At 61.1% G+C, this 21712-nt stretch carries 22 protein-coding genes and 1 pseudogene; 14 read left to right on the forward strand and 9 right to left on the reverse strand.

Annotated elements, in window-relative coordinates:
• Positions 1–298 precede the first annotated feature (298 nt).
• Positions 299–751: a DUF192 domain-containing protein gene (locus tag OUZ52_RS16995; protein ID WP_425493871.1), complete on the forward strand. Its 453-nt coding sequence runs from the start codon at positions 299–301 to the stop codon at positions 749–751.
• Positions 752–990: 239 nt separating this feature from the next.
• On the opposite strand, the gene OUZ52_RS17000 is transcribed toward OUZ52_RS16995, so the two are convergent.
• Complete coding sequence (locus OUZ52_RS17000) at positions 991–1188, reverse strand: rubredoxin (protein ID WP_323135367.1); 198 nt, start codon at positions 1186–1188, stop codon at positions 991–993.
• Positions 1189–1297: 109 nt separating this feature from the next.
• Here OUZ52_RS17000 and thiE point away from each other — a divergent pair, with 109 nt between their 5' ends.
• The 3 genes from thiE to OUZ52_RS17015 are packed head-to-tail and all read left to right on the forward strand — an operon-like array spanning position 1298 to position 4116.
• Positions 1298–1927: a thiamine phosphate synthase gene (gene thiE / locus OUZ52_RS17005; protein WP_266159731.1), complete on the forward strand. Its 630-nt coding sequence runs from the start codon at positions 1298–1300 to the stop codon at positions 1925–1927.
• A 33-nt stretch (positions 1928–1960) separates the two neighbouring features.
• Entirely contained in the window at positions 1961–3247 is a 1287-nt protein-coding gene (hemL, locus tag OUZ52_RS17010) for a glutamate-1-semialdehyde 2,1-aminomutase (RefSeq protein ID WP_266159732.1), read from the forward strand.
• 11 nt (positions 3248–3258) lie between these two features.
• On the forward strand, positions 3259–4116 hold the full coding sequence (locus tag OUZ52_RS17015; RefSeq protein WP_266159733.1) for an ion transporter: 858 nt from the start codon (positions 3259–3261) through the stop codon (positions 4114–4116).
• 30 nt (positions 4117–4146) lie between these two features.
• On the opposite strand, the gene OUZ52_RS17020 is transcribed toward OUZ52_RS17015, so the two are convergent.
• On the reverse strand, positions 4147–5397 hold the full coding sequence (locus OUZ52_RS17020; RefSeq protein WP_266159734.1) for an acetylornithine transaminase: 1251 nt from the start codon (positions 5395–5397) through the stop codon (positions 4147–4149).
• Positions 5398–5830: 433 nt separating this feature from the next.
• Between OUZ52_RS17020 and OUZ52_RS17025 the strand changes: the two genes are divergently transcribed.
• From OUZ52_RS17025 to OUZ52_RS17050, 6 genes are all read left to right on the forward strand, one after another.
• The gene (locus OUZ52_RS17025; RefSeq protein WP_266159735.1) at positions 5831–6286 is read left to right on the forward strand and encodes a hypothetical protein; all 456 of its coding nucleotides are present in this window, start codon (positions 5831–5833) and stop codon (positions 6284–6286) included.
• Positions 6287–6297: 11 nt separating this feature from the next.
• Positions 6298–6936: a hypothetical protein gene (locus OUZ52_RS17030; protein ID WP_266159736.1), complete on the forward strand. Its 639-nt coding sequence runs from the start codon at positions 6298–6300 to the stop codon at positions 6934–6936.
• Between the two features lie 35 nt (positions 6937–6971).
• The gene (locus OUZ52_RS17035) at positions 6972–7907 is read left to right on the forward strand and encodes a hypothetical protein (protein ID WP_266159737.1); all 936 of its coding nucleotides are present in this window, start codon (positions 6972–6974) and stop codon (positions 7905–7907) included.
• Positions 7908–8099: 192 nt separating this feature from the next.
• Positions 8100–8768 carry a C39 family peptidase gene (locus OUZ52_RS17040; protein ID WP_266159751.1) on the forward strand — a complete coding sequence of 223 codons (669 nt, stop codon included), beginning with the start codon at positions 8100–8102 and terminating at the stop codon, positions 8766–8768.
• An 87-nt stretch (positions 8769–8855) separates the two neighbouring features.
• The gene (locus OUZ52_RS17045; RefSeq protein ID WP_266159738.1) at positions 8856–9656 is read left to right on the forward strand and encodes a hypothetical protein; all 801 of its coding nucleotides are present in this window, start codon (positions 8856–8858) and stop codon (positions 9654–9656) included.
• A gap of 69 nt (positions 9657–9725) precedes the next feature.
• Positions 9726–11081, forward strand: coding sequence for a transporter (locus OUZ52_RS17050; protein WP_425493872.1), 1356 nt, complete (start codon positions 9726–9728; stop codon positions 11079–11081).
• Positions 11082–11146: 65 nt separating this feature from the next.
• On the opposite strand, the gene OUZ52_RS17055 is transcribed toward OUZ52_RS17050, so the two are convergent.
• The 4 genes and pseudogenes from OUZ52_RS17055 to OUZ52_RS17070 all read right to left on the reverse strand — a co-directional run bounded on the left by OUZ52_RS17055 (position 11147) and on the right by OUZ52_RS17070 (position 14714).
• Complete coding sequence (locus OUZ52_RS17055; protein WP_266159739.1) at positions 11147–12493, reverse strand: sigma-54 interaction domain-containing protein; 1347 nt, start codon at positions 12491–12493, stop codon at positions 11147–11149.
• A 340-nt stretch (positions 12494–12833) separates the two neighbouring features.
• Complete coding sequence (locus OUZ52_RS17060; protein ID WP_266159740.1) at positions 12834–13253, reverse strand: VOC family protein; 420 nt, start codon at positions 13251–13253, stop codon at positions 12834–12836.
• A 6-nt stretch (positions 13254–13259) separates the two neighbouring features.
• Positions 13260–14078, reverse strand: a complete 819-nt coding sequence (locus OUZ52_RS17065) for an SDR family oxidoreductase (RefSeq protein ID WP_266159741.1) — start codon at positions 14076–14078, stop codon at positions 13260–13262.
• A gap of 118 nt (positions 14079–14196) precedes the next feature.
• A pseudogene (locus OUZ52_RS17070) lies at positions 14197–14714 on the reverse strand (LON peptidase substrate-binding domain-containing protein).
• A 116-nt stretch (positions 14715–14830) separates the two neighbouring features.
• Here OUZ52_RS17070 and OUZ52_RS17075 point away from each other — a divergent pair.
• Entirely contained in the window at positions 14831–15766 is a 936-nt protein-coding gene (locus OUZ52_RS17075; RefSeq protein ID WP_266159742.1) for an ABC transporter ATP-binding protein, read from the forward strand.
• A complete protein-coding gene (locus OUZ52_RS17080) occupies positions 15763–17175 on the forward strand; it encodes a hypothetical protein (protein ID WP_266159743.1) in 1413 nt (470 codons plus the stop codon). The genes OUZ52_RS17075 and OUZ52_RS17080 overlap by 4 nt, the downstream gene beginning before the upstream one ends.
• 41 nt (positions 17176–17216) lie before the next feature.
• On the opposite strand, the gene mpl is transcribed toward OUZ52_RS17080, so the two are convergent.
• Both mpl and OUZ52_RS17090 read right to left on the reverse strand, forming a co-directional pair.
• On the reverse strand, positions 17217–18572 hold the full coding sequence (mpl, locus tag OUZ52_RS17085; RefSeq protein ID WP_266159744.1) for a UDP-N-acetylmuramate:L-alanyl-gamma-D-glutamyl-meso-diaminopimelate ligase: 1356 nt from the start codon (positions 18570–18572) through the stop codon (positions 17217–17219).
• Between the two features lie 84 nt (positions 18573–18656).
• Positions 18657–19241 (reverse strand): adenylate kinase, encoded by a 585-nt coding sequence (locus tag OUZ52_RS17090; RefSeq protein ID WP_266159745.1) that lies wholly within the window; start codon positions 19239–19241, stop codon positions 18657–18659.
• Positions 19242–19440: 199 nt separating this feature from the next.
• Between OUZ52_RS17090 and OUZ52_RS17095 the strand changes: the two genes are divergently transcribed.
• On the forward strand, positions 19441–20712 hold the full coding sequence (locus OUZ52_RS17095; RefSeq protein ID WP_266159746.1) for a 6-phosphofructokinase: 1272 nt from the start codon (positions 19441–19443) through the stop codon (positions 20710–20712).
• Here OUZ52_RS17095 and OUZ52_RS17100 read toward each other — a convergent pair.
• Positions 20702–21394, reverse strand: a complete 693-nt coding sequence (locus OUZ52_RS17100; RefSeq protein ID WP_266159747.1) for an FMN-dependent NADH-azoreductase — start codon at positions 21392–21394, stop codon at positions 20702–20704. The two genes, OUZ52_RS17095 and OUZ52_RS17100, sit on opposite strands and share 11 nt — an antisense overlap.
• Positions 21395–21495: 101 nt before the next feature.
• Here OUZ52_RS17100 and OUZ52_RS17105 point away from each other — a divergent pair.
• On the forward strand, positions 21496–21712 hold a 217-nt coding region (locus tag OUZ52_RS17105; protein ID WP_266159748.1), incomplete at its 3' end, for a LysR family transcriptional regulator.

Here is a 21712-nt window from a genome sequence, read left to right on the forward strand (position 1 = left end):
CTGTCAAAGATCTTCCGCTTGCGAGACCGTTTCCGGTTTTCGCCCTAAGACGTTTCGTCCTAGGTGAGCCGCCCATTCTACATCGCTTTCTAAGTCCGTCAACACCTGCGTGAATCTTTTTTTCTGCGGGAGTTGCTGGTGAAAGTCCTTCGCGAAGGGTGTGTCGTCGAAGGGGTGTGAATCATAGCCTCCAGCGACACGGCTGGGAAGGGGGTAAATCGATTTTATTGCAAAGATGTGTCCACCACAGAGAGCTACACTCCCGGGCGCCCTCCATATCTATAGAGATGCGCCATCCATGATGAAACGATTGCTCACGCCAGCCCTATGGCTACTTGCAGGCTGCGCCTTTGCAGCACCCCATGAAGCATCATCTAGTGTGCAGCTGCACGGTCAGCGTTTTTCAGCGGAGTTTGCCACCGACGACGCCAGTCGCGAACGCGGCTTGATGATGCGCACCGAGCTCGCCGCTGATCACAGCATGCTTTTTGTCTTTGCAGACACCGATCAACGCTCGTTCTGGATGAAGAACACGCTCATTCCGCTGGACATCCTCTTCTTTGATGCCGATCGCAAGCTGGTATCCATGCAATTGAACGCCTTGCCGTGCAAGGCAGACCCGTGCGCGACCTACCCCAGCGATAAACCCGCTCGTTATGTATTAGAGCTAGCTGCGGGCACGGCCGGTCGCATTGGTGTGCGAGCTGGTGACGAGTTGAAGATCGAGGGTGCCCTCGGCGCGGTGCACTGACCGGCCTGCGTCCGCCATATCGTGCGTGCAAGGCAGGCCGATGCGGAAAGGGATGAGTGATTCGGGACGCAGTGTCTCCAAGGCGTCCCAATCATCTTCAAAAGGGATGAACTGCTGCATGTTTCGCTCCGCTGCAAGCGCTTCAAGAGGAAGCGCAGCTGCATCACAGCAGGTCGCTCGGTCAACACGCTGACGCAGCAGGCCGATTCCGGGCAAAAAACGGGCAAATCCAGGGAGGGTTAGTCGATCTCGATCATTTCGAAATCATCTTTGGTCGCACCGCAGTCGGGGCACGTCCAGGCGTCAGGCACGTCGGCCCAGCGCGTACCGGGCTCAATGCCCTCGTCCGGCAAGCCTTCGGCTTCGTTATAGATAAAGCCGCAGACGACACACATCCACTTGCTCAGGGCTTTGGTTTCGGTAGAACTCTGACTCATTGGCGGGCTGCTTGAACAGGACGGAATAGTGCATTCTGGCAATTCGCCTTGCGAAGCGAAAGCGCCGCGATCACTCCCCCGCGGCACATCACCTATCCCAGGAACCCTCATGACGTCCGCTCTACTGCGCTGCCCTGGCCTCTACCTCATTACTGACGGCCCCCGCGATGACCTGCTCGATAAGGTGGCCCAGGCGCTAGCCGGAGGCGCCAAACTGCTGCAATACCGCGACAAAAGCGTAGATACATCGCGCCGCCAGCGTGAAGCCGTAGCGCTGAAGGATCTCTGCGCCGTGCACGGCGTGCCGATGATCGTGAACGACGATATCGCGCTGGCCCACGCTATCGGCGCCGCCGGCGTCCACCTAGGGGCCAGCGACGGAGAACTCGCTGCCGCCAGGGCCACACTCGGCCCCGATGCCATTATCGGCGTGTCTTGCTACAACTCGCTGGATCGGGCGCGAGAGCTGGCCACCGCAGGCGCCGATTACCTCGCGTTTGGCGCTTTCTTCCCTTCGCCGACCAAGCCGCACGCCCCGCGCGCGTCGCTGGATGTGCTGCGACAGAGCGCCGCGCTGGGCCTGCCGCGAGTGGCGATTGGCGGCATCACGCCGGACAATGGCGCATCGCTGGTAGAAGCTGGCGCTGACTACCTCGCGGTCATCTCAGCCGTTTTTGGCGCTGCTGAGGTCCGCGCCACCGCTCAGCGCTTCACCGACCTCTATCCCGTCGCCAATTGACCCATTTGTCTCTTCATATTCATGGAACCCCCGATGAGCAGTAACCACGAACTTTTTCAGCGCGCCCAACAATCGATGCCTGGCGGCGTCAACTCACCGGTGCGCGCGTTCAAATCAGTGGGCGGTGAGCCATTCTTCACAGCGCGGGCCGATGGCGCCTACCTGTGGGATGTCGAAGACAAGCGCTATGTCGACTATGTCGGCTCATGGGGGCCGATGATTGTCGGCCATAACCATCCGCACGTGCGCGAGGCAGTGGAGCGCGCGGTCAAGCATGGCCTCTCGTTCGGTACGCCCTGCGCCGCCGAAGTGACCATGGCCGAGACGATTACCCGGCTGATTCCCTCGATAGATATGGTGCGCATGGTCAATTCCGGCACCGAGGCGACCATGTCGGCCATCCGCCTGGCCCGTGGCGCGACCGGTCGCAACAAGATCGTGAAGTTCGAGGGTTGCTACCACGGTCATGGCGATAGCTTTCTGGTCAAGGCTGGCTCCGGCGCGCTGACCTTTGGCGTACCCACCTCGCCCGGCGTACCGAAAGCCAATGCTGACCTCACCCTCACCCTGCCCTATAACGACCTGGATGCGGCTAAAAGCTTGTTTGCCGAGCATGGCGCCGATATTGCCGGACTGATCATCGAACCCGTCGCCGGCAATATGAACTGCATCCTGCCGAACGAAGGTTATCTGCCAGCGCTACGTGCCTTGTGCACACAGCACGGCGCACTGCTGATCTTTGATGAAGTGATGACGGGGTTCCGTGTCGCCCTGGGCGGTGCGCAAGCACATTACGGAGTGACGCCCGATTTGACCACCTTCGGCAAGATCATCGGTGGCGGTATGCCGGTGGGTGCTTACGGTGGCCGGCGTGACCTGATGGAACAGATCGCCCCCGCCGGCCCCATCTATCAGGCCGGTACGCTGTCGGGTAATCCGGTCGCGATGGCGGCCGGCCTGGCGATGCTGGAATTGATCCAGGCGCCGGGCTTTTACGACCAACTCGCCTCGCGTACCCGGTTGCTTACCGATGGGCTGCAAGCCGTAGCCGATGGTGAGGGTGTCGCGTTCAGCACCAACCGTATCGGCGGCATGTTCGGCCTGTTCTTCAGCGGCGAGAAAGTCACCAGCTACACCCAAGCCACCCAGGCCGACACCAAGTTGTTCAACCGCTACTTCCATGGCATGTTGCAACGAGGCGTCTACCTGGCGCCATCGGCATTCGAAGCAGGTTTTATGTCCAGCGCTCATAGCGACGACGATATCGCCTTGACCCTGCAAGCCTCGCGCGATGTGCTGCGCTCTCTGCGTGCGGGCTGATTGATACCGGCATGAGCGGAGCGACGCCTCCTTCGATCTTTCATCCGGCAGCGGGTGCCGCCTGGCGCGCCCGCTGGTTTCACATCATCTTCAATCACGATGACGCACCGGGGCGATTGTTCGATGTGGTGTTGATCGTGGCGATCCTGTCGAGCGTGATGGTCTCGGTGCTCGACTCGGTCGCCAGCCTGCACAGCATGCTGGCCCCGCTGTTTTATGTGTTGGAGTGGGTTTTCACCGTCACTTTTACGCTGGAGTTGATCCTGCGTATTGCCGTGGTCAATCGGCCCTGGCGCTATCTGCGCAGTTTCTTCGGCGTCGTCGATCTGCTGGCCGTGTTGCCGAGCTATCTCACGCTGTTCTTTATCGGCAGCCAGTATCTGGTGGTGATTCGCGCACTGCGCATCTTGCGGATTTTTCGCATTCTCAAGATGACCCGCTATGTCGGCGAAGCCAACATGCTGTGGACGGCGCTGTTGCGCAGCCGGCGCAAGATTCTCATCTTCCTCAGCACGATTCTTACCCTGGTGCTGATCTTCGGCGCCTTGATGTATCTGATCGAAGGTCCGCAAAACGGCTTCAGCAGTATTCCGCGCTCGATGTACTGGGCCATCGTGACCATGACCACGGTAGGCTTTGGCGATATCACCCCGCATACCGTGGTTGGCCAGATGCTGACCTCGATCATCATGCTGGTCGGCTACAGCATCATCGCCATACCTACCGGCATCTTCGCCGCCGAGCTGGCCACCAGCATGCGCGCGACACAGATGGTTACCTGCCACGCCTGCGGCCTGGGTGAACACGCCCTCGACGCTCACTACTGCCGTGGCTGCGGTACATCGCTCGACCCGGCGATCGAGCGATAAAACCTCAGATCATCAGCCGCCGCTTGGGGATCAACCGGCGACAAACGCCGTCAGCGCAGCCCGCAGGCGATGCAAACCTTCGGCCACATCCGCATCGCTGATATTCAGCGCCGGCACAAAGCGAAGCACATCCGGCCCAGCCTGCAGTACCAGCAAGCCGTGCGCGGCAGCGTGCTCCAGAATCATCCCTGCCTTGCCCTTGTGAGCCTCAGCCAGAACCGCGCCCAGCATCAAGCCACGGCCGCGCACCTCAGAAAACAAGCCCAACTCGGCATCCAGCGCCGCCAAGCCTTCGCGCAGCACTTGCGCCTGTTTGGCGACATTGGCCAGCAACTCAGGCGAGGACAACTTGGACAAAGCGACCCGAGCCACCGCCGCCGCCATCGGGTTGCCGCCAAAGGTGGTGCCGTGTGCGCCGAACTGCATCACCTCGGCGACCTTCGGGCCGGCCAACATCGCCCCAATGGGAAAACCGCAACCGAGTGCCTTGGCCAAGGTGACGATGTCCGGGATCACCCCATCCTGCACATAGGCGAACAAGGTGCCGGTGCGGCCCATGCCACATTGAATTTCGTCCAGCACCAGCAACGCATCGTGCGCATCGCAGAGCTCACGCACCCGCTTGAGGAAACCTGGCGCCGCCGGCAACACACCACCCTCGCCCTGCACCGGCTCCAACATCACGGCAGCCACATCGCCGTGAGCAAAAGCCGCCTCTAACGCAGCCTCGTCGTTGAAATCCAGATAGCGGAAACCACTGGGCAAGGGCTCGTAGCCTTCCTGATATTTGGGCTGTGCGGTGGCGGTGACGGCGGCCAGGGTGCGCCCGTGGAAGGAGCCGCGGAAGGTGACGATGACCCGTTGCTCGGCTCCACGCCCCTTCGATGCCGCCCATTTGCGCACCAGCTTGATGGTCGCCTCGTTGGCTTCACTGCCGGAGTTGCACAGAAATACCCGCTCGGCAAAACCAGAGGCGGCAACCAGCTCTTCGGCCAGTCGCAACGGCGGCTCGGTATAAAACACATTGCTGGCATGCCACAGCTTGTGCGCCTGGGCAGTCAGCGCGGCCAGCAGGTCCGGATCTTGATGACCAAGTGCATTGACCGCGATACCTGCGCCAAAGTCGATATAGTCACGCCCCTGTGTATCCCACACCCGCGCGCCCTTGCCGTGATCGAGCACCAATTCACGCGGACGATAAATCGGCAGCCAGTAACGCTTGCCAAGATCGATCAGCGGTTGGTCGATAGACGACTGGGCAGGGTGGTCTTGCGAATGCATGTCTTGCTCCAGGCAAAGCCAGGCGGCGATGCCAAAAGATGGCGGGGAATTCGTCGCCGGTTGGGCGCGACGCGGGCATGCATCGTAAAACCTGACGCCCCGCTTTGCACGACATCGAGGCTTTTGCATCGAAGCCCCCTGTAACAGACCGACACACTGTATCGACACGGTTACACCATCAGCCAAGCGCCCCGTTGCGCCATATGTCTCGTGCCAATAATCGTAAGCCGGCGAGCCGGCTGTAACGCTTGCGCCAGAAACAAGACCGCGTGCTTACCCCGGGCTAGCGGCGCAAGCGCCATGCAAAGCCATTTTTGCGTGTTGGCACGGTGATTGCCATAACTGTGCTTGAAGAGGAAATGGGGGAATCACCATGCGAAACACGTGCAGGCTATTAGCGTGCCGCCCCTGGGCGACGGCTGCTTTCGCGTGCTTGATTGCCGTCTGCACCATGGATGTGTCGGCGCAAGCAGGCAATAACGTCTACGAAACCGTGCAGGCACCGCCGGGCACCATCGTGCTACAGCGTAATGTCGCGCCGCGGATCGCTTATCGCCAGGCGCCGCCCGGCATGGCCTCGGTCGTCGACCCGTCACCGCGTGGGCAAATCGATCAAACACTGGGCACCGGTGAACTGTCTGACGCCGACTATTCAAGCATGGGTGCCGGGTCAACCAGCAGCAACCATCCAGCCAATGTAGGCATGGTGCTGAACCGTACCCTGGGTATCGGTGCCGGCAACCAAGGCGTGCTCAGCGGCCAAGGCATCAGCAACATGATGGGCGGCCCGATGGGCGCGATCAGCGGCACCACCCGTGGCGTGGGCGATCAAATCAGCGGCGCGCTGGCGCAGTTCCCCATGCTGGGCCAACCGTCTGTCGGTCACTGAGGTGACGGCCGATGAAATCTCTCACTCGAAACGCGTATTTGTCCGGGCTGCTGGCCATGGTGCTTAGCGCAGCAGGTGCCGACGTCCGTGCAGCAGACGATTACACCGCCATGCTGAGCTATCTCAATACCCGCATCGACGGCAACGCCTTCCAGCATATCCAGGGAGCCAGCGCGGTAAACATCGCGGCAGGTGACTTGAATATGCAGGCCAACCTAACTGCTATCGCCACGGGCGAGCATGCGCAAACCATCGTTCACGTGCTGCAGCAACAGCGCCATAACAGCGATGACTCACCCAGTGTCGCCTCAGCCAGTATCGGCGGCGCAGCTTACGCAGGCGGGCATGGGCTCGCCTCGATCAATCAGGCCAGCGGCAACGGTAATGCCGAGCTCAATGTCATCACCGCGACGTTGGCCAACCAGGGCATACGCGAGGCAACGGACGGCAGCTTGTCAGCCGCTGTCTCTGCGTCGGCAGGGGGGCATCCCGTCAAGAACGCCACACAGCAATCGGCCGGCACGCGCAACGTCGCGGTGGAATCGTCTGCCCTGCTCGGCTTTCAAGGCGTGTTGCAACTCAATCAGATCGCGGGGTCGGGCAACGCCACGAGCAATCTTCTGCAGCTCACAGCACCACCTTCGCGTTAAACACAATCGGCTGTTGAAACAAGTGAGGACATACCATGAACGCGAATCTGAAGCGGACCATGATCGCCCTGGCCGTAGCTACCCTGTTCAGTACCTCGATGGCGTATGCACGCGATGGCGAACACAACACCTCGGTAGAGATCAATAAAAAGGTCTCGTTGCATTCCAGAACCAACATCAAGGCAGATATGGATATTGACGCCAATATCCGAGTGAACGCAGTCGGCGTCGCCCTGGTCGATGGTACTCAATCGATTCACGACAACGATACTCACAACCACGACGTAACCAACACCGCCGCGATCAGCGGCAACGCCGGACAGAGTTCGCAGGGCAACCTGGGTGCCAACATCGCCGCCGGCGACAACAACGCACAGAACAACGCCGGCGCCATCGCGGCGACCGATGCCAGCTTTGCCTTTGGCGGCAGTGGTGGCGACCAGGGCAACAACTCCGACTGCAACGGTCGTTGCGGCCGCGGTGACCCGCAAGCCGGCGGCATGGCTGATGCAGAATCCTTCGCTCGCCAGAGCGGTCAGGACAATGTCATCCATAACCACGGTACCGTGGACTCGGCCAGCATCGGTGACAATGCGTTTGAAAATGCCAAGGGCAATGTCGGTGTCAACGTCGCTAGCGGCGACAACAACGAGCAGCAAAATTCGTTGTCCGCCTCGAGCGCGACCAATAGCGTGTACTCCACCGCCACCGCTACGACCAATCAGTCGTCGCATGACAACACGGTGCATAACGACCCGGTTGAGTTGGGCTACACCGACCTGTGGCAATTCACCCGCCACGGTCTGACCGAGACAGTGACGTACTCGTATGCGCAGACGACCAACAGCGCGACCATGAGCGGCAACGCCTTTGCCAACGCACAAGGCAACGTCGGCGTGAATATCGCGTCGGGTACCGGCAACCTGCAGGCGAACAGCATGTCGATGGCCGTCGCCACGGCATCGCAGTAAGAGTCACGCACGATCAAGCCGCCATGTGGCGGCAACGAGGGCGGTAACTCAGTCATCTGGTGACTGAGGTACCTCTGGAAACCCTCGGCCCGTCCCCTGCGGGCCGAGGGTCTTCCTCGCTAGGGGGGATCTCACATGAAACGCATCGCGACGACCGGCACACGGCGGCTTCTAAGTCTGTGTGGTGCATGCATGCTTTATATCTCGTGCCTGCATGGCGCCAGCGCCGGTGACGTGAGCTTCAGCGGAGTACTACCGAACGGAAGCTTGTACGTCAGTCACCTGCAAAGCATGCAAGAGCAGCGCTATCGCAACATGGTGCGTCAACATACCGACTACAGCTGCGGCGCTGCAGCTCTCGCCACCATTCTGCGCTATGCCTATCACCTCGACGTCGACGAGAACACCGTCATCCAGGGGATGATGGGGGTCGCCGACCCGGCCTTAGTCAAGCAGCGTGGGTTCTCGCTGCTCGACATCAAACGTTATGTGGAATCCATCGGCCTGCGCGGGCGCGGCTATCGTGTCGACGAAGACCGGCTTCGCAGCTTGCGCGTGCCAGGCCTGGTGTTGATGGATGTCAACGGTTTTCGCCACTTCGTGGTGCTCAAGCAAATCCATCACGAGACGGTCGAGATCGCCGACCCCATGCTGGGCAATCGCAGCATGAGCCTGACCAACTTCATGAAGGGCTGGAGCTCGCACGCGGTATTTGTGGTAATCGGCAGCGACTTCGATCGCAACACCGTGCTGCTGCAACCCGTGACCAAGCCCAGCGCAAGGGCGCTGTTCGCGCGCCAGGGGCCAATTACCGACGCTGAACTGCTCGATTTTGGTTTTACCCATGCCGATTTTTTCTAGTGTGAATCGTTGAGGCGATGCCTTGTAGGCAAGCCTCCCAACAAACTCGATTTCTTCGAGTCCACGCATTGACCAGGACGCGCAGCGATGAACAGCGCAGCGACCAGACATCACACACTCTCACTGGCGATGCTCGTCATCGCATTCACGCCACTGTGCGCGCCAGCGATCGCCGCCGATCACGCCACGGTCGGTCATGGCTTGCATGAAATATCCAATCTTGAACTAAGCACCATGCGCGGCCGTTACACCCTGGGTCCAGAAAACGTAGCGTGGTTTGGCGTAAGCATGATTTCGACCTGGCAAACCTCGGCCGATCAGCTACTGCAAAGCACTCTTTCGTTGAATATGGATTTCAGCAACGGCCAGCCGCAAGTCACTTTTCAGCCTAACGTCACCATCACCAGCATCCATGCGCCGCTGCCGCCCAGCACCCTGCCTATCGATGGCCCCAGCCGCAGCATCAACAGCAGTGGCTTGGCCAATGTCGGTGGTGTCGTGCAAAGCGTGCAGGTCGCCGGGGACGGCAACCTCGCCAGCAATACGACGCGGTTGAATGTGCAGAACGGAGGCACGCCACCCGTCTCCAATAACGGATCGACCATCGCAAACACCGTCGCCACCATCAGTAAAGGTGGCGCCACCGCCACGGCAAGCTATGCCGACAACGCAGCCAATGTCGTGCTGACCATCCAGGGCCAAGGTGCCGTCGAGCAATGGATCGGCAATGGCCATCTTGGACAAAGTATCGCACTCACCTCTGACAACCAGATGGTCAGCAATCAATTGCAGATCGAACTGATCCGCCAAGCCGTCACCAGCAATACCCAGCTTGCGCAAAACGTGGCCCAGGCCATCAACCTCACACACGGAGTCAATGGTCGCTGAGATTTCGCCACCCAAGCGAATGACCCAGGTATCGCCAGCACACGAATCAAATCACAGGGGAACCTCACCATGCACACCAAGCTTCTGGCCACCGCCGTGGCATATGCATTGATCGGTGCATTTCCGATGACCGCCATCGCCCAACAAACGATGGTCAACCCTCATGCGTCCAATGACCCCAGTTCTGACGGCCCGCCCAACAAACAGGATCAGGCCGATATGCAAACGCTCTCCACTGAGCTGCAGACGCTTAAAGCCAGTTACGCGCAAGAGGTGCGCCGGCTACGCGAACTGGATATGCAGGTTCAAGCGCTGCAAGCGCGCTTAACCGGCAAGACGGGAGACAACACCGCGCCCGCCCTTGTGGCAGCGCCCGGAGCCAGTACCACCGTTACCGCCGCCGATAGCAACCAGGCCGGCAGTCAGGCCGATGCCAGCAAAGCCGAGCAAGCCCCGCAATCGCGCAGCCTGCAAGACGCCTTGCAACAGGATCACGCCGTTTTCGATCGCAAGCTGACGATCGAAAACGGCGTCAGTTATGCCTGGTACGACCGCAGGCAACTGACCTTGAACGGCTTTCTTGCGCTGGATGCGATCTTCCTCGGCAACATCGCATTGCAAGATGTGAAATCCAACACCCTGACCTATACGTTTGCCGCGCGCTACGGCGTCAGCCCGCGCCTGACGCTTAACCTCGAAGTGCCTTACCTGGGCCGCAAGACCTCATACTTCCAAGGCGGCGCGGGTGGCGCGGCGGCGGTGATCGCCGAAGAGTCGACGACCGGCGCCGGCCTGGGCGACATCACCCTCAGCGCCAACTATAAATTGTTCACTGAAACCGAAAGCCGGCCCGACACCGTACTCACCTTCGGCGTAATCGCCCCTACCGGACGCGCGCCTTACGGTATCAGCTGGGTCGCGCCCGGCGGCAGCAGCGGCAATACCGCCGATGGGCGTTTTTCGGTGCCCGTCAAACAACCCACCGGTAACGGCTTATGGCAGACCAACCTGGGCGTGTCGGCGGTCAAGACCATGGATCCAGCCATCATCTTTGCCAACCTTGGCTACATTCACTCCTTTGCACGCAGCTTCCCCGACATCGATACCGACCCGGCCACCAAAACCCCCGGTCGCGTGAAGCTTGGCGATGCGTACTACTTCGGCGCCGGCGTGGCCTTCGCTTTCAATGAGCGCACTAGCCTGAGCCTGTCCTTTAGCGACAAGGTCAATGGCAAGGCATCACTGCAAGAGCATGGCATGCCGTGGACAAAAATCATCGGCAGCGATGCCAATGCCGGCAGCTTCAACCTGGGTGTGACCTATGCCCTGAGCCAGCACACCACCCTGGTGACCACGCTGGGCATCGGCCTGACCCCGGATGCGCCGAACTTCATGCTGACTTTCAAAGTGCCCTATATTTTCTAAGGCCTGCGTTTTATCGCGCGGTCGTTCAGCCTCTCGCAAACACCCCGGCATCGCAGCTGGCGCCATCAGCGCATATGCTCCAGCGCCAGCTGATGCTTTTTGCAAAGCCGATAAATGGTGACCCGCGAAACATGTAGGCGGCGCGCACATTCACTGACATTGAAACGGGTTTCGCGCAGGCAGGCCATGACGGCATCGCGCTCAGCGGTCACCCGCGTGCTGCCCAGGCTGAAGCGCATCGAGGGGTACAGCGGCGTCTCGGCCAGATCCAGATCGGCCGCACTGATCAAGGCATTTTCGGCGACCACCGCGGCTCGCTGCACCCGATTGAGTAGCTCACGGATATTGCCGGGCCAGCTGAAGTTGCGCATCGCCTGGCGTGCCGTACGACTAAACGAGCATGCGTGGGTATGGTGATGCTCGCGGAAGGCATCGAGAAAATTCTGTGCCAGCAATTCCACGTCGCTTTCCCGCTCGCGCAGCGCCGGCATCCGCAAGCGCAGCACATTGAGTCGGTAATACAGATCTTCACGAAAGCGGCCTTGCTCTACGGCTTTCTCCAGGTCGACGTGAGTCGCCGAGAGCACCCGCACATCGAGCTTGATCATTTGGCTGCTGCCGACTCGCTCCAAGGTGCCTTCTTGCAGAAAGCGCAGCAGGCTGGTCTGTGCATCCAATGGCAGATCACCTATCTCGTCGAGAAATACCGTGCCGCCGGCCGCCGCCTCGAAATGGCCGATACGGCGCCCGTTGGCACCGGTAAACGCGCCGCGCTCGTGACCAAACAACTCGGACTGCACCAGGTTCGGCGGCAAGGCACCGCAGTTGATTGCGGTGAACGGGCGCGCGGCACGCGGCGAAAGCCCATGCAGCGCACGGGCGGCAACCTCTTTGCCGGTACCTGTTTCGCCAGTGATCAACACGGGCAGGTCCACCGGCGCGTACTTACGCACGCTGGCCACGACGGCGTGGATGGCCTCACTGCTGCCGTCGATACCGATGTTTTCGGGGCGCGTGGCGATCATCGGCTGATGATCGCCACCGATCCGCCTCAGCGTATCGATCAACCGTTGCAACTCAAAAGGCACGGTAAAGCAGTCCATGCTCGCCTGCACAATGCACGCCACTTGCGGGGTCTGCGTCGAGATCTCAGGCGACAGCACCGTCAGCCATAGGAGATGCGGATGTTCGGCCATCCATTTCACGATGGCCTGGACCCGATGCGTATCGCCACAACGCAGATCTGCCAGCGCTACCACGATATCGCCCTGGCGTTTTCCCAGGCCGTTCGCACCCTCCGCATCCATCGCGCATGCGGTCCACCCGGCATTCATCAGCCCGCCGCGCTCATGCTCAGTCGGCTGGCCAAACCCTGCGACACAGTACCTGGGTCCTGCATTGATCGGAGTCATTGCTGCCTCCCCTGAATCATAAGTTCATGGGTACGTCTTGGCTGTGTCGCTGCTTCACGGTGGGCGGCGATGTCCGCATGCAACACGGGACGGCCATTTCCTCCAATGGCCTGCGCAACCACCCCCCTTAGATGGCTGACTCAAATCGCGTTATGAAAACGTGACGAGCGTCACTAAATATACATCCATCGCACTAACAATTGCGCATTGTTAACGCCTGGATAGTGACGAAAGTTCAAGCGGGAACGACTCGCGAAATCCTGCGATCCGAGCCGACTCGGGTGTCTTTGCAACCGAGCCCGGCCCGCCTAAAGCCACCCAGAAAAACAACCTTATCGGCTTACCAGACGCCGGTATTCGGCATCGATGCCCATGGCTCCTGCGGCGGCAAGTGTCCGTGCTGCAGCAACTCAACCGAGATCAGGTCCGGGGAGCGTACAAAGGCCATGTGACCGTCGCGTGGCGGACGGCTGATGGTGTAACCCATCGCCTGCATGCGCGCACAGGTGGCATAAATGTCATCGACCTGGAAAGCCAGATGGCCGAAGTTACGCGCGCTGCCGTAATCCTCTTCGGAGCCCCAGTTATAAGTCAGCTCGACTTCGGCCTCGGGCGACCCCGGCGCGGCGAGGAAAATCAGGGTGAACTTGCCCGCTTGGTTTTCCATTCGACGCATCTCGCGCAGGCCCAGTCCCTCGCAGAAAAAACGCAGGCTGGCGTCGACGTCGCGGACACGAATCATGCTGTGCAGGTATTTCATATCGAATCAATCCAAAAACAAATCAGGTAACAACGATTGCGACGGATCGACCGCGTACGGCGAGAAATCGGTCACCCCGCTCTCGCGCAATACCTCGTCGTCGATCAAGAAGTGCCCGGCAAACCCCACCGCCGAGCGCGTCAGTACGGCGTGTGCGGCGTCAGCCATGATCAGCGGTGTGCGGCAACGCTCGATGGCAATGCCGGGAATCATATTCAACGCATCGGTCGCGATGATGGTGCGCGGCCACAGCGCATTGACCGCCACGCCTTGCGGACCAAACTCACCGGCCAGACCCAGCGTGACAAAGCTCATGCCCATCTTGGCCAATGTGTACCCGGTATGTGAAGCCCACCATTTGGGATTCAGGCTGGGCGGCGGCGCCAGGGTCAGGATGTGCGGGTTCGCTGCTTTCAATAAATGCGGCAGGCATACCTGGGCACAAAGAAAACTGCCGCGGGCATTGACTTGCTGCATCAGGTCGAAGCGCTTCATCGGCGTGTCCAGGGCACCGGCAAGCCAGATCGCACTCGCGTTATTGACCAGAATATCGATACCGCCAAAAGTCGCTACCGCTGCGGCCACGGCGGCACGCACCTCATCCTCTTCACGGATGTCGCATTTCACCGCCAAGGCCTTACCGCCCGCCGCTTCGATCTGTTCCGCCGCGGTGTAAATGGTGCCCGGCAGCTTGGGATTGGACACGTCGCTTTTAGCCGCCACGACGATATTCGCGCCATCGCGCGCGGCACGCAGCGCAATCGCCAATCCGATGCCACGTGAAGCACCGGTAATGAACAAGGTCTTGCCAGCCAAACCGCTCATAAGGAGTTGCCTCTTTCGGAAAGATCACAGTGTAGGAGTGCACGCCATGCACGAACAGTCGTGCAGACATGCACGCTTTCGGAAACCGCACTCAAACCCGGTGCGGCGGCATGGCAGCTCAGTCTTTTTGAAATCGCGGCAGAATGTCACGCAACTCGCCCAGGCGAGCCACGGCATCGGTCAACTCCAGCATGCGCGCTGCCAATGCGGCGCCATCGTTTCGACCAAGCGCTCACCGATAGTTTGCAGCAGCAGAAACTCGACCGGCACCGGTGCCGCCGGCTCGTCGGGCCACAGCTCCACCTCGCCGCGTATCAGCCCATCCGAACGCACCCGCGTATGGGCAACCCGAAAGCGACCGCCGCCCTCGATAGCAATGCCCAGCAATCCATCGGCACCGTGATTGAAGTCGGTGATGCGCGCCAGCGTGCCGACCGCAGCCGACGTCGCCGGTGTACCGACCTCCTGCCCCTGCAAAATCAGGCAAACACCGAACGGGCTATCCGCGCGCGCGCACTCGCGCACCATGTCCAGATAACGTGGTTCGAAAATACGCAACTGCAGCGGCGCGCCCGGATACAACACGGTGGACAGCGGGAACAGCGGTATCTCGGTAAGGGGTGGTTGGGCAGCCATGAGCGCCAGTGTAGCGAACGTCACCCGCCAGGTGATTCGCCCTGGTGACGCTTTGCACTGGACTTCCGCATACAACAGCCTCACATTCCCCCTGGTTTTCAGCGGAGCTACCACGGATGTCCACGCCTGCCGAATGGCCGATTGCTATCGCCAAACCGAATGCCCTGCCACTGGCAGACGAGGCACCGGTGCTACGGGTCGCGGCACTGCGCAAGTCGTTCGAAAAGCGTCAGGTGTTGCGCGCGATCGACTGGACTGTGCCGGCCGGCCGGGTGATCGGCCTGCTTGGCCGCAACGGCGCCGGCAAAACCACGCTGTTGCGCTGCCTGCTCGGCCTGTCGCCGATCGATGGCGGCAAGATCGAGTTATTCGGCGAGCCGATGATCGAGCCCGCTGGCGAGCGCATGCACCGCATCGGTTTTGTGCCGCAGAGTTTCGATCTGTTTCCGTGGATGAAGGTACGCGCCTACCTCGATTTCACCGCAGCGTTTTATACCCATTGGGATCACCCGCTGACCACTCGCCTGCTGGATAGCTGGCAGCTCGATCCACGACAGAAAATCGGCCAGCTCTCGCAAGGCCAGCGACAAAAGCTGGCTATCGTGCGCGCCATCGCGCCACAACCCGATCTGCTGGTGCTCGACGAGCCAGTGGCCAGTCTTGACCCCCAAGCCCGGCGCGCGTTCATGGCCGAGTTGCTGGAGCTGATGCGGCAACCGGGCAAGACGGTGATCTTCTCCACCCACATCACGGCCGACCTCGAACGCGCCGAGGCGGATATCGCCCTGCTCCGCGATGGCCGCATCCAGTTCACCCGGCCGCTGGCCGAACTGCGCGAATGCATGCGGCTGATTGTGCTCAGTCGCGCGGAGGGCTGGGTGCAGGCTCCGGCCGTGGCGGGCCTGTTGAAAGCCAATATCAAAGGCGGCGATCTGCAACTGTTGATCGAGAACCCCGACATGCAAAACCTGCAGGCCCTGGCCGCGCAATCCAACGCCAGCCTGCGCATCGAGACACCGACACTCGAAGATCTGTTCGTGGAACTCGCATGAAAGCGGTCTGGCAACTGTGGTTACAGCCGTGGAAAAAAGTACCCGTGCTGGCGGTGCTGGTCAGCTTGATCTGGCTGGGCGCCATGGTGACGTTCTGCTTCGCCGCCAGCCACCAGGTCAAGCTCAGCGCCCTCGCCGTGGGGATGATCGCTTTCGGCTCCTGGTTCTGGCACGTCGGCCAGGGTCAGATATTGCGCGAGCTATGTCGTCCTGAAAGTTTTTTGATGCCGTACTTTACCCGCCGCCTCGCCTGCGCGGCGGCGATCAATCTGACCCAATGGGTGTTGCTGCCGGCGTGCATCAGCAGCCTGCTCGGCTTACCCCCTGCGTGGTTGATTGCAGCAGCGCTGCTGTGCGCCGCCGCGCTGGGCCTGGCAATCGGTTGCGGCCGCCGGGCCGGGCTACTTATCTGGCTGCTCTTCATTGGCGCGGGCTGGATGCCGCAACTCGCCGCACAGGCTTGGTACGCCGCACTGAACTCGCCACTGACGGCACCCTTATTGCTGCTTATCGCGATCTTGATCCTGCATATATCGCTACGCCCCTTGCTGCGCATCGATGATCGCGAAACGGAAGCATCGCCGCTGGAGAGCATGAACCTGGGCCGCACCAACGATACCGGCGGCGCCCCACGGCTACCACGCAGCGCATTCAACAAGCGCATTGGCAGCTTGTTCGACCACACCTCGCAATGGGCGCTGGACCAGGCGCTGCACAGCTATCGGCAACGGCCTGGCAGCGCGCAACGACTTACCTTGATTCGCCGGCTGCTGCTTCCGCACGACAACCCCTTGGCGATCGCACTGCGGCTGGCGCTGGTCGCCTGCTTCGTCACGATTTACTTCTTCGCGGCGATCCACCGCCAGCATTTCAATGCCGCCGTGGTCGGCGCCTACGCCACGATGCTGGCACTCACGCGCTTTCCGCAGCTCGGCCGCGGTATGCAGCGCATGCGCCCCAACCTCGCCGATCTGTATCTGACGTTGGCACCAACAACCCAGGCGCAGTACCAGAAGACGCTTGCCGATGCGCTGTTGATCCTGGTGCCTGTCAGTGTGTTGACCGCCGTGGCCTATACCTTGCTCGGCATCGTCTTGGTGCATGCGGCAGAGCCAGTACAAATGCTGACGACCACCATCATCGTCACCACCGCGGCAAGCCTGGTCGCGCTGGCAGTGCACTTGATCGGCCCGGAGGGCAGCTTCGGACGCGGGCTGGTCAACGTGGTGGTGATCTTTGGCACGATGGCGACCTACTGGGGCGGCTACTGGCTGATCGGTGCGCTGGGGTATGTCTTCGGCGGCGGACTGATGCTCATCATCGCGCTCAGCTTTGGCATCAGCGTGTGGTTCGCCGCACAGCGCGAGTACCAGCGCCGCCGACCATGTTTCGATGCGCCAGTGGCCTGATCTCGGCAGTAAGCCTGCCGAGGCCGGAAGGTTTTTGAAGGTTATGCGCGCAGTGCTTCGACAAAGCGTCGTGGCGCGCCTTCAAAGCCGCCGTTGGACATAAACACCACGTGATCCCCCTCCCGCGCTTGATCGCGTAACGCGGCAATCAATGCATCGACGCTCGGCGCCGTGCCACCACGCCCAGCCAACGCCTCAGTGACGCGCCCGGCATCCCAGGGCAACTCGGGCCGATGCAGGAAAATCACCGCATCGGCATCGGCCAAAGACGGGGCCAATGCCTCAGCGTGCGCCCCCAGACGCATGGAGTTCGAACGCGGCTCCAGCGCCACCAGGATGCGTGCCTTGCCCACCTTGGCGCGCAAACCAGCCAGGGTGGTGGCGATGGCGGTAGGGTGATGCGCGAAATCGTCGTAGACGCGTACGCCGTTGACCTCGCCGATCACCTCCATGCGGCGTTTGACGCTTTCGAACCCGGCGAAGGCCGGCAGCAAGGCACGCGGATCGGCACCCGCCGCTGTAGCGGCAGCCAATGCCGCCAGCGCATTCATCACGCTGTGATGGCCAAGCAACGGCCAGTGCACTTCGCCGATCAGCTCGTCACCGCGATGCACACTGAAAGCAGAACCATCGGCCTCAAGCAAAGTTGCCCGCCAATCGCCCTTGCCGATGCCAAACGTTTCCACTGGCGTCCAGCACCCCATGGCCAACACCTCGGCCAAATACGCATCGTGCGCGTTGACGATTAAGCGTCCGTTGCCCGGCACGGTGCGCACCAGATGATGAAACTGGCGCTGGATCGCGGCCACATCGGGAAAGATATCGGCGTGGTCGTATTCGAGATTATTGAGAATCGCGATGCGCGGCCGGTAGTGCACAAACTTCGAACGCTTGTCGAAAAAGGCGGTGTCGTACTCATCCGCTTCGATGACGAAAGGCTTGCCCTGCCCTAACCGGGCCGACACAGCAAAATTCCCGGGTACGCCGCCAATCAGAAAACCGGGCGCCAGTCCCGCACTTTCTAATAGATGAGCGAGCAGGCTGGTGGTAGTGGTCTTGCCATGCGTGCCGGCCACTGCCAGCACTTCACGATCCGCCAGCAGCGTCTCGCCCAGCCATTGCGGGCCCGAGATATAGCGCAGCTGGTGATCGAGCATGTACTCGACCGCCGGGTTGCCGCGCACCATCGCGTTGCCGACGACCACCACATCCGGTGCCGGTTGCAGGTGCTCGGCGCGATAGCCTTGTTTCAACTCGATACCGAGCGCTTCGAGCTGGCTGCTCATCGGCGGATAGACATTGGCATCGGAGCCTTCCACCACCTCACCGAGTTCGCGCGCGAGCGCAGCAACGCCGCCCATAAAGGTGCCGCAGATGCCGAGGATATGCAGACGCATGATGGCCCTATTCAACCCACTGCGGGCTTGCGTGGTGACGCCGCCCTAAAGAAGCAAGGGCCGCACGGTGGCGGCCCTTGTGGCTCAACCGTTCGCGGCGGCTGACTCGTTTTCGAGCGCGCGCTTGACCCGCGCCGTGACCTCTTCGAGCTCACCCACGCCATCGACGATTTGCAGTTTGCCGCGCTTGGCGTAGAACTCCGCCACCGGCGCCGTCTGCTCGGCGTAGATCACCAGGCGATCGCGCACGGTTTCGGGATTATCGTCGGCACGGCCCTGCGCCTTGAAGCGGATCTCGCAGCGGCCAAGAATCACCTCGCTGGGCACCTTGAGCTTGATCACCGCATCCAACGGCTGGCCGAGCTTGGTCAGCAAATGATCGAGCGCGTCGGCCTGCACCAAGTTGCGCGGATAACCGTCCAGGATGAAACCGTTCTTGGCATCGGGCTGGGCGAGGCGCTCTTCCAGCATGCCCAGCAGAATGTCGTCGGATACCAGCTTGCCGGCATCCATCACCGCCTTGGCCTTGATGCCCTGGGGTGTTCCTGCCTTCACTGCCGCGCGCAACATGTCGCCGGTCGAGATATGCGGCACGCCGAGTTCCGTCTTAAGCCTTTCAGCCTGGGTACCTTTGCCCGAGCCGGGCGCGCCGAGTAGGACGAGTCGCATATAACTCCACAAGATCCGCGTTCTACCGCACACTGCGGCGATCCGCCAGATTCCGTCAAATAGGCTGCTCAAATTAGCTTCTGTGGGGGGTGCCGTCAAACCGCCCCATCACTCACTCACCGCCAAGTCACTGTTGTACAAGCGATCCATGGACGATGACGGGTTGTCACATTGGGTCGTCCGCCGTATGGAGAATGTGATGAAGTCAAATACCAAGCCCACCAGCGGGCGCCTGCTGTATGCCCAGTCTGGCGGCGTTACCGCCGTGATCAACGCCACCGCTGCCGGGGTCATCGACACCGCCCGCGCCCATGGCGTCAAGGTTTACGCCGCGCGCAACGGCATTCTCGGCGCACTGCGTGAAGAGCTGATCGATACCTCGAAAGAATCCAAAGCCGCTATCGCCGCGCTGCGCCACACCCCCGGCGGCGCGTTCGGCTCTTGCCGCTACAAGCTGAAATCGCTGGAAACCCATCGTGCCGAATACGAGCGGCTGATCGAGGTGCTGCGCGCGCACGATATCCGCTGGTTTCTCTATAACGGCGGCAACGACTCGGCCGACACCGCGCTGAAGATCTCGCAGCTGGGTAAAGCCATGGGCTACGACATCCGCTGCATCGGCGTGCCGAAAACGGTGGATAACGACTTGGCCGTGACCGACTGCTGCCCCGGCTTCGGCTCAGTCGCCAAGTACACCGCCGTCTCCACCCTGGAGGCCAGCCTGGATGTCGCCTCGATGGCCGACACTTCGACCAAGGTGTTCATCCTGGAAGTGATGGGCCGCCATGCCGGCTGGATCGCCGCCGCGGCCGGACTGGCAGGCGATCATGCCGATGCCCCGCCCCATCTGATCCTGTTTCCCGAAAACGTCTTCGACGAAGCCGCCTTCCTGGCCAAGGTCAAGGCCACGGTGGAGCGCGTCGGCTGGTGCACCGTGGTCGCCTCCGAAGGCATTCGCAATGCCGCCGGCCAGTTTCTCGCCGAAGCCGGCACCCGCGACGCGTTTGGCCACAGCCAGCTGGGTGGTGTGGCGCCGGTGCTGGCCGCGCTGGTGAAAGACAAGCTCGGCTACAAATACCACTGGGCGCTGCCCGATTACTTGCAGCGCTCAGCCCGTCATCTGGCCTCCAAAACCGATGCCGAGCAGGCCTACGCCGTCGGTAAAGCCGCCGTGCAATACGCCCTGGCGGATATGAATGCGGTGATGCCGGTCATCGTGCGTACCTCGGACGTGCCTTATCGCTGGAAAATCGAGCCTGCGCCACTGAGCAAGGTCGCCAATCACGAAAAGAAAATGCCGCGCAACTTCATCACCCGCGACGGCTTTGGCATTACCGCCGCAGCGCGCCGCTATCTCGCTCCATTGATCCAGGGCGAAGCCCCGTTGCCCTATGGCAAGGATGGCTTGCCCAAGTACGTGCAGCTAAAAAACGCCGCGGTGCCGGGCAAGCTGCCGCCGTTCAAGCCGTAGCCAGCACACGCACGCGCTCGGCCAACAACTGGCTCACCAGTTGGTCCAGCGCGTGTTCGGTTTTTTGCAATGACTGCGCCAGTCGCTCGCCGCCGAACTCGTCGTACTCCACCGCCAGCGAGCGCACATCGTCGATCCCGATGTAAGCGAAGGCTGTGCGGACCGAGGATTCGACATGGTTCATCACCGCGATGCGTTCGCCCGGGTCATAGCCGTAATCACCCCGCGAACCCAGCAAGATCAAGGTGCGCCCTTGTCCTGCCAACAGCGGCCAATAGGGCTCGCCCTGACGCTCACGATCAAACCCAAAGGTGCGCCCGACCCGCACGATATTGTCGATATAAGCCTTGAAACCGCTGGGCACACCGAAGTTGTACATCGGCACGCCTGCCACAATCACCTCGGCGGCCAGCAATTCATCGATCAAGGCATCGCTCTCGGCCAGCCGTTGCTGCATCCACGGTGCGCGGGTCCGTGGCGGCGTAAAAGCGGCATGGATCCAGTCACCATCTACCGGTGCAGGTGGCGATTGCCCTATATCCCGATACAGCACACGCCCTGGCTCCGCGGCCTGCCAGCGCTCGATGAAGCGGCTGGTGAGCCGGCGGGTATGCGAACCGTAGGTGTGAAGATCCGAGCGTCCAGCGCGGGCGCTGGCATCGAGTTGCAGCAAGGTGGTCATCGGCGGCCCTTTCTCACGAGTGAGATCTATTTGTTGTTGTGCGACGAAGAACGCATGCTAGGCAGCCTCCTGCAGCCCGACAAACGATGTTTTCTCGCCCTATGAATGAACTGAATTCATCTTTAGCGCAGCAACGTCGGCAGTTGCCGCCGCTGTCGGCGTTACGCGCGTTCGAAGCCGCGGCGCGGCATCAAAGTTTTCGCCTGGCCGCCGCGGAGCTGTCGGTCACCCCGACCGCGATCAGCCATCAGATCCGCCAGCTCGAATCCCTGCTCGGCGTGACGCTGTTCGAGCGACACGTGCGCATGGTGCGGCTGA

It is taken from the genome of Dyella silvatica (genome assembly GCF_026283955.1).
GTDB lineage: Bacteria > Pseudomonadota > Gammaproteobacteria > Xanthomonadales > Rhodanobacteraceae > Dyella_C > Dyella_C silvatica.